General features: G+C 68.2%; 13 protein-coding genes. 10 read left to right on the top strand and 3 right to left on the bottom strand.

The genetic code is table 11. From position 1 onward, the window contains the following. Positions 1-71: 71 nt before the first annotated feature. Positions 72-521: an SWIB/MDM2 domain-containing protein gene (locus EDC62_RS11015; RefSeq protein ID WP_124223670.1), complete on the top strand. Its 450-nt coding sequence runs from the start codon at positions 72-74 to the stop codon at positions 519-521. 58 nt (positions 522-579) lie between these two features. Here EDC62_RS11015 and EDC62_RS11010 read toward each other — a convergent pair whose 3' ends face one another. Beyond that, positions 580-2,268, bottom strand: coding sequence for a thiamine pyrophosphate-binding protein (locus EDC62_RS11010; RefSeq protein WP_124223668.1), 1,689 nt, complete (start codon positions 2,266-2,268; stop codon positions 580-582). A 277-nt stretch (positions 2,269-2,545) separates the two neighbouring features. Here EDC62_RS11010 and EDC62_RS13245 point away from each other — a divergent pair, with 277 nt between their 5' ends. Next, positions 2,546-3,256, top strand: a complete 711-nt coding sequence (locus EDC62_RS13245) for a hypothetical protein (RefSeq protein ID WP_124223665.1) — start codon at positions 2,546-2,548, stop codon at positions 3,254-3,256. A gap of 3 nt (positions 3,257-3,259) precedes the next feature. Here EDC62_RS13245 and EDC62_RS11000 read toward each other — a convergent pair whose 3' ends face one another. Further along, positions 3,260-4,501, bottom strand: coding sequence for an MFS transporter (locus EDC62_RS11000; protein WP_124223662.1), 1,242 nt, complete (start codon positions 4,499-4,501; stop codon positions 3,260-3,262). A 146-nt stretch (positions 4,502-4,647) separates the two neighbouring features. After that, positions 4,648-5,775, bottom strand: coding sequence for a M14 family metallopeptidase (locus EDC62_RS10995; protein WP_124223660.1), 1,128 nt, complete (start codon positions 5,773-5,775; stop codon positions 4,648-4,650). 285 nt (positions 5,776-6,060) lie between these two features. Between EDC62_RS10995 and EDC62_RS10990 the strand changes: the two genes are divergently transcribed. From EDC62_RS10990 to EDC62_RS10960, 8 genes are all read left to right on the top strand, one after another. Further along, positions 6,061-6,366, top strand: a complete 306-nt coding sequence (locus EDC62_RS10990; RefSeq protein ID WP_124223658.1) for a c-type cytochrome — start codon at positions 6,061-6,063, stop codon at positions 6,364-6,366. Between the two features lie 44 nt (positions 6,367-6,410). Beyond that, positions 6,411-7,721, top strand: coding sequence for an FAD-dependent oxidoreductase (locus EDC62_RS10985; protein ID WP_124223655.1), 1,311 nt, complete (start codon positions 6,411-6,413; stop codon positions 7,719-7,721). Between the two features lie 77 nt (positions 7,722-7,798). Further along, a complete protein-coding gene (locus EDC62_RS13040; RefSeq protein ID WP_170159065.1) occupies positions 7,799-7,966 on the top strand; it encodes a hypothetical protein in 168 nt (55 codons plus the stop codon). A 199-nt stretch (positions 7,967-8,165) separates the two neighbouring features. Continuing rightward, positions 8,166-9,134 carry a DnaJ C-terminal domain-containing protein gene (locus EDC62_RS10980; protein WP_124223653.1) on the top strand — a complete coding sequence of 323 codons (969 nt, stop codon included), beginning with the start codon at positions 8,166-8,168 and terminating at the stop codon, positions 9,132-9,134. 19 nt (positions 9,135-9,153) lie between these two features. Beyond that, positions 9,154-9,471: a MerR family transcriptional regulator gene (locus EDC62_RS10975; RefSeq protein ID WP_124223650.1), complete on the top strand. Its 318-nt coding sequence runs from the start codon at positions 9,154-9,156 to the stop codon at positions 9,469-9,471. 101 nt (positions 9,472-9,572) lie between these two features. Continuing rightward, the gene (locus EDC62_RS10970; RefSeq protein WP_124223648.1) at positions 9,573-9,797 is read left to right on the top strand and encodes an AbrB/MazE/SpoVT family DNA-binding domain-containing protein; all 225 of its coding nucleotides are present in this window, start codon (positions 9,573-9,575) and stop codon (positions 9,795-9,797) included. Beyond that, the gene (locus EDC62_RS10965) at positions 9,794-10,183 is read left to right on the top strand and encodes a type II toxin-antitoxin system death-on-curing family toxin (protein ID WP_124223646.1); all 390 of its coding nucleotides are present in this window, start codon (positions 9,794-9,796) and stop codon (positions 10,181-10,183) included. Before EDC62_RS10970 ends, EDC62_RS10965 begins: the two co-directional genes overlap by 4 nt. Positions 10,184-10,291: 108 nt before the next feature. Next, positions 10,292-14,056, top strand: a complete 3,765-nt coding sequence (locus EDC62_RS10960; protein WP_245968849.1) for a class I SAM-dependent DNA methyltransferase — start codon at positions 10,292-10,294, stop codon at positions 14,054-14,056. Positions 14,057-14,064 lie beyond the last annotated feature (8 nt).

The raw sequence follows: 14,064 nt of genomic DNA, 5'->3' as shown, positions 1-14,064 counted from the left end.
AGCATGGGCGCAGCCAGTCGAGAAGCCGTTTTCGCTGGTGATTGATCCACATCGACAAGAGGACTGAAACGATGGCAACTGCAACGAAAGCTCCCGCAAAGAAAGCGGCCCCGGCCAAGAAGGCCGCCGCGGCAAAGAAAGCCGCTCCGGCGAAGACCGCCGCGGCTCCGGCGAAAAAAGCGGCTCCGGCGGCGAAGAAGGCTGCCCCTGCCGCCAAGAAAGCGGCTGCACCGGCCAAGAAGGCTGCTGCCAAGAAACCTGCGACCAAGCGCGCGCCGAACCCGGCCTTCATGAAGCCCATGACGCCGAGCGACGCGCTCGCCGCCATCATCGGCAAAGGCCCGTACCCCCGCACCGAGGTGACCAAGCGCGTGTGGGCTTACATCAAGGCCAACAAGCTGCAAGACGCGGTGCAAAAGCGCATCATCGTTGCGGATGCCAAGCTCAAAGCCCTGTTCGGAAAAGCCAAGGCCGACATGTTCGAGATGACCAAGATCATCAACCAGCATCTCAAGCCTTGAGCGACTGAGCCCCCTCAAAAACCGACGCCCAGCGTCGGTTTTTTGTTTTGGGACCCTTTCAGGACGGGTCGCGTGGCTCGAAGAGTGTGGCGCGGGTCGAGATCACGTGGGGGTCTTGCATCACCTCGATCAGCGTTCCCTCTGGACGCGCAAGCGCGGCGCGGAACGCGGGCTCGAAGTCCGCCGTGCGCTCGACCCGGCAACCCGCGTAGCCATAGGCTCGAGCGAGCGCGACGAAGTCCGGGTTGCGCAGCACCGACCCGCTCACACGGCCCGGGTAGCTGCGCTCTTGATGCATACGGATGGTTCCGTAACTTCCGTTGTTGAACAGCACGACGATGGTCTTGGCCCCGTACTGGACTGCGGTTGCGAGTTCCTGCCCGTTCATCAGAAAGTCGCCATCGCCCGTGAGCGTCACGACGGGCCTGCCACTGATGATTTGCGCGGCAATGCCCGCAGGCACCCCATAGCCCATGCTGCCGTTGCTCGGAGCCAGCTGGGTTTTGTAACCGCGCGCCAAGCCCGGATAGCGGAAATACCGGTGCAGCCAGCCGGAAAAGTTACCAGCTCCGTTCGTCAACACCGTCTGGGCGTCCACGCAGCGCTCGATGCATGCAACGATTTGCGCCAGATCGACCGCACCGCCCAGCGCCTGCGGTTCCCGGTTGGCTTCAAAGCCCATGTGCAGATCGCTGGTCCAGGCGTCCCAGGGTCGGGTGGCCGGAGGCGTCAAGGCGGCAAGCGCCTCGCAGACCGGCTCCATACCCGAGCACAGCGCGACCGTGGCCCGATAGACGCGGTTGAGTTCCTCGGGGTCGGGATGGACATGCAGCAGCCGCTGCCGCGGTAATGGTGACTCAAACAGCGTGTAGCCGCCGCTGGTCATTTCGCCCAGACGGGCGCCGAGGGCCAGCACCAGATCACTGGAACGGATGCGCTCGGCGAGCAAGGGTTGGATGCCGATGCCGACATCCCCGGCGTAATTGGGATGATGGTTGTCGAAACAGTCCTGGAAACGAAATGCGTTGGCCACCGGCAGGTTCCAGGACTCGGCAAACGCTTGCAGCTGCTGCGCGGCGGCGCTCGTCCACCCCCCTCCTCCGGCGATGACCAAAGGGCGCTTGGCGGCCCGCAGGTGTTCTGCCATGCGCGCCAACGCCTGCCGGTCGACGCCCGGACGGACGGCCTCGATCCGCTCGAGCGGCGTGGCCTCGACGGCTTCGGCGAGCACGTCTTCCGGGAACACCAGCACGACCGGGCCGGGTCGTCCGTTGAGGGCCGTGGCGAACGCGCGCGCTACGTACTCCGGAATGCGCCGCGCCTCATCGACCCGCTCGACGCGCTTGGCCATGCCGCGCGTCGCGGGGCCGAACATCGCGGAAAAATCGACCTCTTGAAACGCCTCGCGGTCGCGCACGTCGCGGCCGACATCCCCGACGAGCAGCACCATCGGGGTCGAGTCCTGAAACGCCGTGTGCAAGCCAACAGCCGCGTTGCTCGCCCCGGGCCCTCGCGTCACGAAGCACACGCCGGGGCGCCCGGTGAGCTTGCCCGCAGCCTCAGCCATGTAGGCTGCACCGCCCTCGTGCCGGCAGGTGATGAAGCGGATCTGGTCGGCGCGGGCATGGAAACCGTCGAGTGCGGCGAGGTAACTCTCGCCGGGGACCCCGAACACATGCCGCACCCCCTGCGCAATGAGGCAATCGACCAGACAATGGCCGCCAAGCTTCTTGATGGGAGCATTCATGCCCACATTTTGAAGGCGTTGCGGCCGGGCGCGTCGTCACATTTGTTTTCCAATCGATGCGCGACGCGGTCAGCCAGTCGATGAGGCTGCGCGTTTCCCGTCAGAGGGCAACGCTGAACCAGTCACTCGCGCGCTTCGCATCCCATCCCGCAGCCGGGCGCGCGCCATCGGGAGAACTGATTCAGCGTTGCCATCGGGGACGATCGACCCCCGCAGCGAATCGCATGTCCAGCCGAGAGGCCGATCGACTTTTTTCTACTGGTACGCCACCCGAACCATGTCCCACCGACGTTCTCGATTCCCCTGGCCCGCATTGGGCCCGCTCGCAGCCTTGCTCGTCCTCGGTGGCTGCGCGGTGTATCCACCGCCAGACGGAACGGTGGTGGCCCCTGCGCCCGCGGGAACGGTCTGGGTCGACGCGACCGTGGTGCAACCGGCACCGATCATCGTCCACACACCGCCACCGCCGCCCCGCTATGAATGGGTTCCCCCGCCGCCCTTCGTCGGTGCGATTTGGATTGCGGGCTTTTGGGAATGGCGCAACGGTTGGGTTTGGGTGCCTGGCCGTTGGGTGCGCCCACCCGGTCACGATCACCGCTGGATGCCTCCGCGCTATGAACAGCGCGATGGCCGCTTGATTTTCGTTCCCGGGTTCTGGGTTCCGCCGGGGCACCGAGCCGGCCCCGGTTATGGGGCGCCGCCACCCTACGACGACCGCGACAACCGCTGGGAACGTCAGCGGGAAGAAGAGCGCCGTCGATATGGGCCGCCGCCCGGTCAGCGACCGCCACCGCCGCCCTTGCCGCCCGCGCCGAGACCGCCGGACGCAAAGAAAGACCCTTTGGACCACCCGCACGGCAAACCGCCCAAGGATAAGGACGGCCGCCGCGACAACCGCGCCCCCGGCACGCCGGGGCCGTGGTGGGAAAACACGGAACCCGCTGCGCCCGCCCGCCGCGGACCCGACCCCAGCGACCGACTGCCTTGAGGTTCAGGCTCGATCCGAAGCTGCAGCCCTCGCCGCTGTGCGCCGCCCCACGGCCAGCGCCGCGCCCACGTTGAGCAGCAGCACGAGCGCGGCGCCGGCCAGTGTCGCGCCATACCAGCCGCGGTCCATGAGGCCACCAAAAATCAGGGGCGACACGGCAAAGCCCGCGTCCAGCCCGGAGTACACCAGGCCATAGACCCGGCCGGTGGCGCCCTTAGGCGTCGCGCGCTTGATCATCATGTCGCGGCTCGGACCGCCAATACCCACGGCAAAGCCTGTGGCCGCCAGCACCGCCATGGTGCCGCCGGCACCAAGCCAACCGGTGGCGCACAAGGCCAGCCCCAGTGCACCGGCGGTCATGCACAAAGCCACCACGCGGTCGCTGTGCGCGCCGTGGCGCGCGGCGACAAAGCCGCCGACGAACATGCCCACCGCGCCGCTGAGCATGTAGGCGGTGAGGGTGAGCGTCGCGGCCTCGAAAGTCACGCCGTACAGGGCCTGGAGCAGCGACACCGAGAAGCTCTGGATCACCGCCAGCGTCATGGTGGAGAGGAAGAAAAAACCAAAGCACCACCACACCACCGGCAGGCGCAGAAAGGCCAGGTCGCTGCCCTTGGGCGCATCGGCGCTGCGGCGAACCGCCTCGGTGCGCAGGTGCACGCGCTGCAGGGCCAGGAGCGCGAGCACCGCCGCATACATCAGCGCCGCGCCCACGTAGGCCGCGCGCCAGCCCCACAGCGCCGTGGCGGCTGCGAAATACGCCGGTGCCAGCGCCCAGCCCAGGTTGCCGGTGAGCCCGTGCGCGCTGAACGCATGTCCGAGCCGCGGCGCCGACACCCGCTGGTTCAGGATGCTGAAGTCCACCGGGTGAAAGGTGCTGTTGGCCAACCCCGCCAGCACCGCCACCGCCAGCAGCGCCGGGTAGCCGCTGGCGGCGGAGGCCACCAGGCAGGCCAGCAGAAACAGGCCCAGCGAGGCGAACAGCGCCGGCCGCGCGCCGATGCGGTCCACCACGAAGCCGGCCGTCGCCTGGCCGGTGCCGGAGACGGCGAAGAACACCGTCATCAGAAAGCCCAGTTCCGCATAGCTCAGCCCGAACTCGCGCGCAAACACCGGGAACATCACCGGCAGCAGCAAGTGACCGAAGTGCGAGCTGGCATGGGCAAGACCAACGAGGCCGATGACGGTCGCATCACGCCGAAGCGGAACCGGGACGGCGAGCGGATTCAGATTCGATGGGGTCATGAGAGGCGCGGCAGCGACAAAGGTTAGGCCCTCAGCAATCCTACCGTCCCCGCACGTCGCGCCCCACGCGCGCGGGCTTCAACCGCGACCGCTTCAGGGTAATCACCCAGATCGCCAGCGTCAAACAGTGCTTTTTCGCTACTTTTTTAAGAGCATTGAGACAAACCCAACACACCTTGCTCCACCGCCTCGCGCGCCTGGGCAAGGACGGCAGCTTTCCATTGCGGGGTATCGGTGTAGAAGGCCTCGCGCAGGGCACGGCGAAGGGCGGCGGCCTGCTCGGGGCGCACGCCGCCCTCGCGGTGGTTCCACAGCCACTGCTCGCCGCGCAGGGCGTGCAGCACGGTGAGCAGCGGCTCGGTGCCGAACTCCATGGCGATGGCAGTCACCTCCGCCTGCGGGCATTCGTCGTACACCGCGCCCCACATCAGGCCCGAGAGCGCCGCCGAGACCGAGTCGCCCTGCCCGAACCGGCTGATGGGCGTGGCGCCCGCGCCGCCCCACCAAGCCTGGGCGCGGGCGTAGGCGGCATCGTCATCGGCACGGCCGGCGAAACCGCGCTCGCACGCGCCCTGCTTGCCCAAGCCGGTGTGCAGGTCGATCCAGCCGATGCGCCGCGCTCGCGCACCTTCGCGGCGCAGGATGCGCCGCAGCGCCTGGTTGCTCCAGGCGGGCGCGGTGCCGCCGAAGAACAGGCCATCGGCGTACTCGTACTGCCCGCCCGAGACCGCCTGCTGCAGCGTGCGCAGGCCTTTGCGCAGGATCAGCCCCGCAATCGCCAGCCGGTTGCCCCAGCCCGGCGGCCATCGGGCGGGCAGCAGCAGTGGATGCAGCGCCGCATACGCCGGGTTGCGCGGCAGCGGGCGGGAGAAGTCGTGGAAGTTGCGGTTGAGGTCCACGTTCTCGTGCGTGGCGCGCCGCGTGTGCGAAAAGCCAAACGGGTTGATGGCGTGCACATGCACCAGCGCCACGCCCGATGCGTGGAGCGCTGCGCGAAAGCCCGCGTCGCGCAGCAGCGCCACCTGCACGCCCGAGCCGCAGTAGCCCTCCACGCCATGACAGCCGCTGCTCAGCAGCAGCACGCGCTCGGCCCCGGGCGCGCCGTCGCGCACCACGTCGATCGCCAGCGGCTCGCCGTCGGCGCCGGGCAGCGGATGCGGTTCGGACTGCACCGCAAGCCCGGCCGCCGCTGCGGCGTCGAGGAATTTCGCCCGGGCTTCGCGGTAGCTCTGCGAGAAGGCGTCGAGGTCGGCGGGGTGAGACAAGGTGGACATGGCCGTGAGGGGTGGGCGGGACGTGGAAGCCCCTCATTGTGGGCCGCAACCCACCTCGCGCGTCTTGGGGCAAGCCCGCGGCGAATCCGCAACCCTACCGTCTTAAGTTTGTAATCATTTATCAATCTTGTCGCCGGGAACCCAGCGTATTTCTGTCAGATCGCGCTACAAATTTTGACCGGTTTAAGCGCAGAAGAACATTTGCGCACGCTTCATTTCAGACGACCTTCAGGTGTGGCTTCGACACTGCGCACGTCCGTCAACCGCAAAGGAAGGAGAACCCTGATGCACACCCACCGTCTGTCGCGCGCCGCCCTCGTGCTGGCCGCACTCACCGCCGCCGCGAGCGGCTACGCACAAACCCCGCCACCGGGCCGGCTGCTGGCCTCCAACTGCTTCCAGTGCCATGGCACCAATGGCAAGGGGCCGGGCTTCGAGACGCTGGCCGGGAAGTCAGCCAGCAAGATCTTCAGTGAACTCAAGGAGATGCAGGCCGGCAAGGAAGGCAACGGCATCATGACCAAGCACGCCTTCGGCTACACCGACGCGCAGTTGCAGGCCCTGGCCGCCTGGCTGTCCACGCAGCGCTGATTCCGCGCCACCCACAACCACAACCCCATCAACGGAGCCCACTCATGGACAGAAGAACCCTGCTCGCGGCCGCAGCCAGCCTCGCCGCCGCCTCGCTCAGCGCCCTTGCCGACGACAAGAAGAAAGAGAAAAGCACCTCGCCGACGCCCACACCGACCAACCCGCCATCGAACACGATCAAAGCCCGCGTCATCGTCATCGGCGGCGGCATGGGTGGCGCCACGGTGGCGAAATACCTGCGGCTGTGGAGCAACGGCAGCATCGGCGTCACGCTCATCGACCGCAATCCCACCTATGCCTCGTGCATCATGAGCAGCCTGGTGCTCACCGGGCAGCGCACCATGTCCAGCCAGTACTACAACTACGACGCGCTGCGCAGCAAGTACGGCATCACCACCGTTTTCGGCGACGTGGTCGCGGTGGACCCGGTGGCGATGAAGGTTCGGATGGCCGATGGCACCACGCTTGCAGCCGACCGCATGGTGATGGCGCCGGGCATCGAGTTCGACGACGTGCCTGGCCTGGGCAACTCCGACCGGATGCCCCACGCCTGGAAGGCCGGCCCGCAAACCACGCTGCTCGCCGCCCAGCTCGCGGCCATGCCCGCGGGCGGAACGGCGGTGCTGACCATCCCGCAAGCGCCCTACCGCTGCCCGCCCGGTCCGTATGAACGTGCGTGCCTGATCGCCGACTGGCTCAAGGCGAAGAAGCCGGGCTCAAAGCTCATCGTGCTCGATGCCAACCCCGACTTCGTGACCGAAAAGGACAATTTCTCCAACGCCTTCTTCAACCTGCACGGCAGCGTGATCGAGTACCACACCAACGCCGCCGTGACCGAGGTGGACCCCGCATCCATGTCGCTCGTCACCACCGTCGGCACGCTGCGCAACATGAATGTCGTCAACCTCATCCCGCGCCAGCGCGCGGGCGGCCTGGTGAGCACCGTGGGCCTCAACAACGCGACGAACGGGCGCTTCGCCGGGGTGGATGTGCTCAGCTACCAAAGCACGGTGAGCGGTGCCGACCGCATCCACGTGATCGGTGACGCATCCGCCACCACGCAGCCCAAGGCCGGGCACATCGCCAACCAGGAGGCCAAAGTGTGCGCCGACGCCATCGTGCGCCTGCTTGGCGGCAGCGCGCCCGACCCCGCGCCGGTGACCAACTCGGCCTGCTACTCCACCATCACCATGACGCAGGCCTCGTGGCTCACCGCTGTGTTCCAGTACGACCCCGTGGCGCGCGCCATGGCCGCCGTGCCCGCGGCCAGCGGCGCCTCGGTGGGCTGGAGCAGCGGTAACTTCAAACAGATGAACACCTGGTTCAACGCCTTGATGGCGGACACCTATGCGTGATGCGTCGCTCGGCAGCGGTCGGACTGTGGCCTAATTAGCCATTTCTAACCCAACCCGTTTCGAAGGAGCACGTCATCATGGGTAACAAGATCGTCACCGAAGCCGACCGCAAAGCCACGCCGCGCCCGAAAGTGGCCGGCGGCTTCACTGCCACGGCCGGCCACGGCCAGCGCATCAGCAAAGAGCGCGGCCCGGCCACGCGCAGCAAGAAGAACCCGGGCAAGCGCGCCCACCAAGGCGGCTGACCCGAGTCAACGGCGGCAACCCCTGCCGCCCGCCCAAGCGCCCGCAGCCGACGCATGGCCGCGGGCTTTTTTTTGGGCGTAGGGGACAACTCTTGATCCTTGCCGAGCCGGCACCACATGAACAGATGTTGCTTTCGGGTTCGGCCCGGAGCCCCCCACGCTACGATGCGGCCCAGCCCGCAGCCGTGAAGGATCCAGCATGGAATTCAAGGACTACTACAAAATTCTCGGTGTCGACCGCAACGCCTCGGTCGACGACATCAAGAAGGCCTACCGCAAGCTGGCCCGCAAATACCACCCCGACGTCAGCAAAGAGCCCGACGCGGCCAAGCGCATGGCCGAGATCAACGAGGCCAATACCGTGCTCTCCGACCCTGAGAAGCGCGCCGCCTACGATGCGCTGGGCAGTCAGTACGCCCATGCCGGCGGCGGCGACTTCCGTCCCCCGCCCAACTGGGACGCGGGCTTCGAGTTCACCGGCGGCCCCGGTGGCGGCGAGGACTTCAGCGACTTTTTCGAGCAGCTCTTCGGCCGTGCCGCCCGCGCCCGTGCCAGCGGCGGGCAGGCGCATGCGTCGCGCGGCCAGCCGCGACCGATCCGCGGTGAAGACCACCACGCGAAGATCGAACTCGACCTCATGGACGCGATCACCGGTGCCGAGCGCACCCTCACGCTGCGCGCGCCCAAGCTCGACCCGCAGGGGCATGTCGTGACCGAGGCGCACACGCTATCGGTCAAGATCCCCAAAGGCGTGGTCGAAGGCCAGCAAATCCGCCTGGCCGGTCGCGGCGGGCCGGGCTACAACGGCGGCCCCAATGGCGACCTGTTCCTCGAGGTGCATTTCCGCCCGCATCCGCGCTGGCGCGTGCAGGGTCGGGACCTCTACGCCACGCTGCCGCTCACGCCTTGGGAAGCGGCGCTGGGCGCTGAAATCGAAGTGCCCACGCCCACGGGCCGCGTGCAGGTCAAGGTGCCGGCGGGCTGGAAGAAGGGGCGCAAGCTGCGCCTCAAGGGCCACGGCATCCCCGCGCGCACGCCCAACGACACGCCGGGCGACCTCTACTACGAGCTCGAACTCACCCTGCCGCCGGCCGACACGCCCAAGGCCCGCGAAATCTACGAGACGATGGCGCGCGAACTGCCCTACAACCCGCGCGCTGGCCTGTAAGGGAAAGGACGCACGCATCATGACCGACCTGATCGCTGAAACCGTCTGCCAGTTTCTCGACGACCACACGCTCGACATCGAAGCCCTCGCGCGCGCCTGCGCGGTGTCGCCGCAATGGGTGAGCGCGCATGTCGAAGCCGGCTTCCTCGACCTCGCGCCCGGCAGCCCGCCCGGGCGCTGGACCTTTGCCAGCGCGAGCCTCGTGCGCGCGCGGCGCCTCGCCGAGCTCGAGCGCATGTTCGACGCACCGCCCGAAATCGCCGCCCTCACCGCCGACCTGATCGAAGAAGTGCAGCGCCTGCGCGAGCGGCTGCGCGCGCTCGGCCTCGAAGATTGACGACGCCTCGCCCGCAGGCCGAACCGTCCGGCCGCGGGCGAGCCGCTTGCCGCTCAGGCCGGGGTCGGTTAGTATTACATCCGTAATAACGGAGGTTCCCCATGCACATGCTCAAGCTCACGCAAATCGGCAATTCGGTCGGCGCCGTGTTCCCCAAGGAATTGCTGGCGCGGCTGCATCTGGACAAAGGCGACGAGCTATACGTCACGGAAACGCCCGACGGGCTGCGCATCACCGTGCACAACCCTGAGTTCGAAGCGCAGATGCGGATCGCGCGCGAGATCATGAAAGAGCGCCGCAACGTGCTGCACGAGCTCGCCAAATGAACCGCTGGGTCTGGATCGACCGCGCGGTCATTCTCGCCATCCACGACGCGCAGCTGGCCGAGCACGGCGGCCTCAGCGGCGCGCGCGACCTCGGCCTGCTCGACTCGGCGCTGAGCCGCCCGCAGCACCTCGACGCCTATGGCGAGCCCGACGCCGCCGCCTTGGCCGCCGCCTACGCCTACGGCATCGCGCGCAACCACCCTTTTCTCGACGGCAACAAGCGCACCGCCTTCGTCGCGGCCGCGCTGTTCCTGCGTCTGAACGGTCAGACACTCACGGCCACCGATGCCGACTGCGTGCTCACCATGCTCGCCCTCGCCGCCGGCGACCTCAGCGAAGAGGCCTATGCCGACTGGCTGCGCCGCCACACGGCATCCAAGGGCTGACTTTCAAGAAAAACCGCCGAACCCCAGCGTCAAACGGTGCTCTTACGCTCCTTTTTTTGAAGTCACCAGACACCTTTAGGCCACCGCCTGGGCCGCTATGATCGCGCCATGCTGCCGCCCTCCAGCCCTGCGCATCCCGCCCCGACCCTGACCGCGACCGCGCCCGAGCGCCGCGACCCCGCCGCCGAAACGCTGGCCGCTGCCGCCTTCATCGAGCGCTGGCGCGGCGTCACCGCCAGCGAACTCGCCAGCGCGCAAACCTTCATCACCGAACTCTGCGGTCTGCTGGGCGTGCCCGCGCCCGACCCGGCGGGCGACGGCAGCTACACCTTCGAGAAACCCGTCACCTTCCGCCACGGCGACGGCAGCACCAGCGCCGGGCGCATCGACTGCTACCGGCGCGGCGCCTTCGTGCTCGAAGCCAAAAAGCTGCGCGGCCGCGCCAGCAGCTTCGACGGCGCGCTGCTGCGCGCACGCCAGCAGGCCGAGGACTACGCCCGCGCGTTGCCTGCCGAGGAAGGCCGCCCGCCCTTCGTCGTCGTGGTCGACGTCGGCCATGTCATCGAGCTCTACGCCGAATTCACCCGCAGCGGCGCCACCTACACCCCCTACCCCGACGCGCGCAGCCACCGCATCCGGCTCGAACAGCTCGCCGACGCCGCCCTGCGCGAGCGCTTGCGCCTGCTCTGGCTCGATCCGCTCGCGCTCGACCCCGCGCGCCTCAGCGCCCGCGTCACCCGCGAAGTCGCCGCCGAACTCGCCGAACTCGCGCGCAGCCTCGAAGCCGCCGGCCACCGCGCCGAAACCGTCGCGGCCTTCCTCACGCGCTGCCTGTTCTCGATGTTCGCCGAAGACGTGGGCCTGCTGCCCGAACACGCCACGCCGCCCGGCGCGCTGCCCAGCGCCACCGGTGCACCTGAGAGCGCGCCCGAAGGCGCCTTCACGCGGCTGCTGCGCCAATACCGCACTCAAGGCGCCACGCTCACCCAGATGCTGCGCGTGTTCTGGCGGGCCATGGACGAAGGCGGCTTCAACGCGGCGATTGCCGCCGAAGTGCTGCGCTTCAACGGCAAGCTGTTCAAAGGCGCGGCGGGCGACGACTATGTGCTGCCGCTCACGCCCGAGCAAATCGACGGCCTGCTGCGCGCCGCGCAGGCCAACTGGCAGGAGGTGGAGCCCGCCATCTTCGGCACGCTGCTCGAGCGCGCGCTCGACCCCACCGAGCGCCATGCGCTCGGCGCGCACTACACGCCGCGCGCCTATGTGGAGCGGCTGGTGCTGCCCACCGTCATCGAGCCGCTGCGCGCGGACTGGGCCCATGCGCAGGCCGCCGCGCTGCTGCTCGCGCGCGAGGCCGATACCCTCGACGGCAAAGCCCGCGAAGCCCGACTGGCCGACGCGCGCGCCGAAGTGCGGCGCTTTCACCACCAGCTCTGCACCACCCGCGTGCTCGACCCCGCCTGCGGCAGCGGCAACTTCCTCTACGTCACGCTCGAACACTTGAAGCGCCTCGAAGCCGAAGTGCTCGACACCCTCGAACAGCTCGGCGACACCCAGGCCCGCCTCGGGCTCGAGGGCGAAACCGTCACCGTGCAGCAATTGCGCGGCATCGAAACCAACCCGCGCGCCGCGGCCCTTGCCGAACTGGTGCTGTGGATCGGCTGGCTGCAATGGCAGGTGCGCACCCAGGGCCGCTCCAGCGTCGCCGAGCCGGTGCTGCACGACTGGCGCAACATCGAACACCGCGACGCGCTGCTCGCCTACGACCGCATCGACTACGAAACCGACGCCCACGGCCAGCCGCGCACCCGTTGGGACGGCGTGACCACCAAACCCCACCCCGCCACCGGCGAGCCGGTGCCCGACGAGACCGCCCGCGTGCCCATCGAGCGCTACGTCAACCCGCGTCCGGCCACCTGGCCCGAGGCTGACTTCATCCTCGGCAATCCGCCGTTCATCGGTGACAAAGCCAAGCGCCGTGCCCTCGGCGACGGCTATGTGGACGCGCTGCGCGCCGCCTGGCCCGAAGTGCCCGAGAGCGCCGACTTTGTCATGTACTGGTGGCACATCGCCGCGCTGGCCGTGCGCGAGGGGCGCGCGCGGCGCTTTGGCTTCATCACCACCAACAGCCTGCGCCAGACCTTCAACCGCCGCGTCGTCGAAGCCCACCTGAAGGCGGCGCCAAACCCGCTGCGATTGGCCTTTGCCATCCCCGACCACCCCTGGGTGGATGCCGCCGACGGGGCTGCCGTGCGCATTGCCATGACCGTGGGCAGCCTCGATGCGGGAGAGGGCCTGTTGCAGACCGTGATCGCCGAGCGCGAAACCGGCGAGGATGCGCTCGACGTCACCCTCGCCGCCCGCGAAGGCCGCATCCACGCCGACCTCACCATCGGGGCGGATGTGGCGGGAGCGGTGGCATTGGCCGCAAACGCGCGCATCAGCTCGAACGGCGTGATGTTGGCAGGCAGCGGGTTCATCGTGTCGCCAGAGGATGCGACAGCGCTCGGCTTGGGCCAAGTGCCAGATCTGGAGCGCCATATTCGCCCCTACCGCAATGGCCGCGACCTGACCGACAAGCCGCGCGGTGTCATGGTCATTGACCTGTTCGGCCTCACCGCCGAGGAAGTGCGCAGCCGCTACCCGGCAGTTTTCCAGTGGGTATTCGAGCGAGTCAAACCTGAGCGCGACCAAAACAACCGACCCAAGCTCAAAAGGGATTGGTGGCTATTTGGCGAACCGCGCCAGGGCTGGCGCGCGATGTCGGCGAACCTGCACCGCTATATCGCCACTGTCGAAACCGCCAAGCACCGCCTCTTTCAGTTCCTCGACGCCGCCATCCTGCCGGACCACAGGCTGATCAATTTCGCGTTGGACGATGGTTTTTTCTTGGGCGTGCTGTCCTCGCGAGTTCATGCGTTGTGGGCCATGCGAAGTGGAAGTTGGTTGGGCGTCGGCAACGATTCCGTTTACGCCAAAACCCGCTGCTTCGAAACCTTCCCCTTCCCCGATGCCGATACCGGCCTGACCGACGCGCTGCGTGAGCGCATCCGCCACCGCGCCGAGGCCATCGACGCGCACCGCAAGCGCGTGCTCGCTGCGCATGCCGAGCTCACCCTCACTGGCCTCTACAACGTGCTGGAGGCGCTGCGTGCGGGCCAGTCCCTCAGCCCCAAGGAGCAAGCCGTGCATCAGGCCGGGCTGGTGTCGGTGCTGGCCTCGTTGCACGACGAGCTCGACGAGGCGGTACTGGCCGCCTACGGCTGGAGCGATCTGGCCGCGCCCCTGGTGGGCCGCCCCGGTGCCACCACGCCGCTACCGGACAAGCCGCCCGAACAGGCCGCCGCCGAGGAGGAGCTCCTCGCGCGGCTTGTCGCCTGCAATGCGCGCCGCGCCGCCGAAGAAGCCCGCGGCAACATCCGCTGGCTGCGCCCGGACTTCCAGGCCCCCACCGCCGCGCCCACCGAGGCCGCAAGCCCCACCGCGGCGCTTCTAAATCTAGAGCAAGAAAGCGGCAATTCACGCCGGGCTTCCGGGGTTTTTTCTTCAAAACCTGCCGACGAAGCCACTCCGAACCCCGCTGGCGACGGCGCGGCCCACCGGCCACTCGCAGCCACGTCCGCACCGGCACCCACACCCACACCCGCCGCCGAGCCGCCCCTGCCCTGGCCCGCCAGCCTGCCCGAGCAGGTGCGCGCCGTCGCCGAGATGCTCGAGCGCGCCGCAGCACCGGTGCCGATCTCCGCCATCGAGTCGCGCTTCAAAGGCCGCGGCCCGTGGAAAAAAAGCCTGCCCCGCATCCTCGAAACCCTCGAAGCCCTGGGCCGCGCCGAACGCCTTGCCACCCCCACCGGCGAGTGCTGGCGGGGCTGAGAGGCTGG

The sequence above is a fragment of the Tibeticola sediminis genome (assembly GCF_003843835.1).
Lineage (GTDB): Bacteria > Pseudomonadota > Gammaproteobacteria > Burkholderiales > Burkholderiaceae_C > Tibeticola > Tibeticola sediminis.
Note: the sequence above shows the minus strand (reverse complement) of the source record. Positions and strands in the feature narration are given on the sequence as shown.

Coding starts and splice junctions, on each gene's coding strand:
- EDC62_RS10980 (WP_124223653.1), top strand. CDS start 8,166: ATGGAATTCAAGGACTACTACAAAATTCTCGGTGTCGACCGCAACGCC.
- EDC62_RS10985 (WP_124223655.1), top strand. CDS start 6,411: ATGGACAGAAGAACCCTGCTCGCGGCCGCAGCCAGCCTCGCCGCCGCC.
- EDC62_RS11015 (WP_124223670.1), top strand. CDS start 72: ATGGCAACTGCAACGAAAGCTCCCGCAAAGAAAGCGGCCCCGGCCAAG.
- EDC62_RS10965 (WP_124223646.1), top strand. CDS start 9,794: ATGAACCGCTGGGTCTGGATCGACCGCGCGGTCATTCTCGCCATCCAC.
- EDC62_RS10970 (WP_124223648.1), top strand. CDS start 9,573: ATGCACATGCTCAAGCTCACGCAAATCGGCAATTCGGTCGGCGCCGTG.
- EDC62_RS10960 (WP_245968849.1), top strand. CDS start 10,292: ATGCTGCCGCCCTCCAGCCCTGCGCATCCCGCCCCGACCCTGACCGCG.
- EDC62_RS10990 (WP_124223658.1), top strand. CDS start 6,061: ATGCACACCCACCGTCTGTCGCGCGCCGCCCTCGTGCTGGCCGCACTC.
- EDC62_RS13040 (WP_170159065.1), top strand. CDS start 7,799: ATGGGTAACAAGATCGTCACCGAAGCCGACCGCAAAGCCACGCCGCGC.
- EDC62_RS10975 (WP_124223650.1), top strand. CDS start 9,154: ATGACCGACCTGATCGCTGAAACCGTCTGCCAGTTTCTCGACGACCAC.
- EDC62_RS13245 (WP_124223665.1), top strand. CDS start 2,546: ATGTCCCACCGACGTTCTCGATTCCCCTGGCCCGCATTGGGCCCGCTC.
- EDC62_RS11010 (WP_124223668.1), bottom strand. CDS start 2,268: ATGAATGCTCCCATCAAGAAGCTTGGCGGCCATTGTCTGGTCGATTGC.
- EDC62_RS11000 (WP_124223662.1), bottom strand. CDS start 4,501: ATGACCCCATCGAATCTGAATCCGCTCGCCGTCCCGGTTCCGCTTCGG.
- EDC62_RS10995 (WP_124223660.1), bottom strand. CDS start 5,775: ATGTCCACCTTGTCTCACCCCGCCGACCTCGACGCCTTCTCGCAGAGC.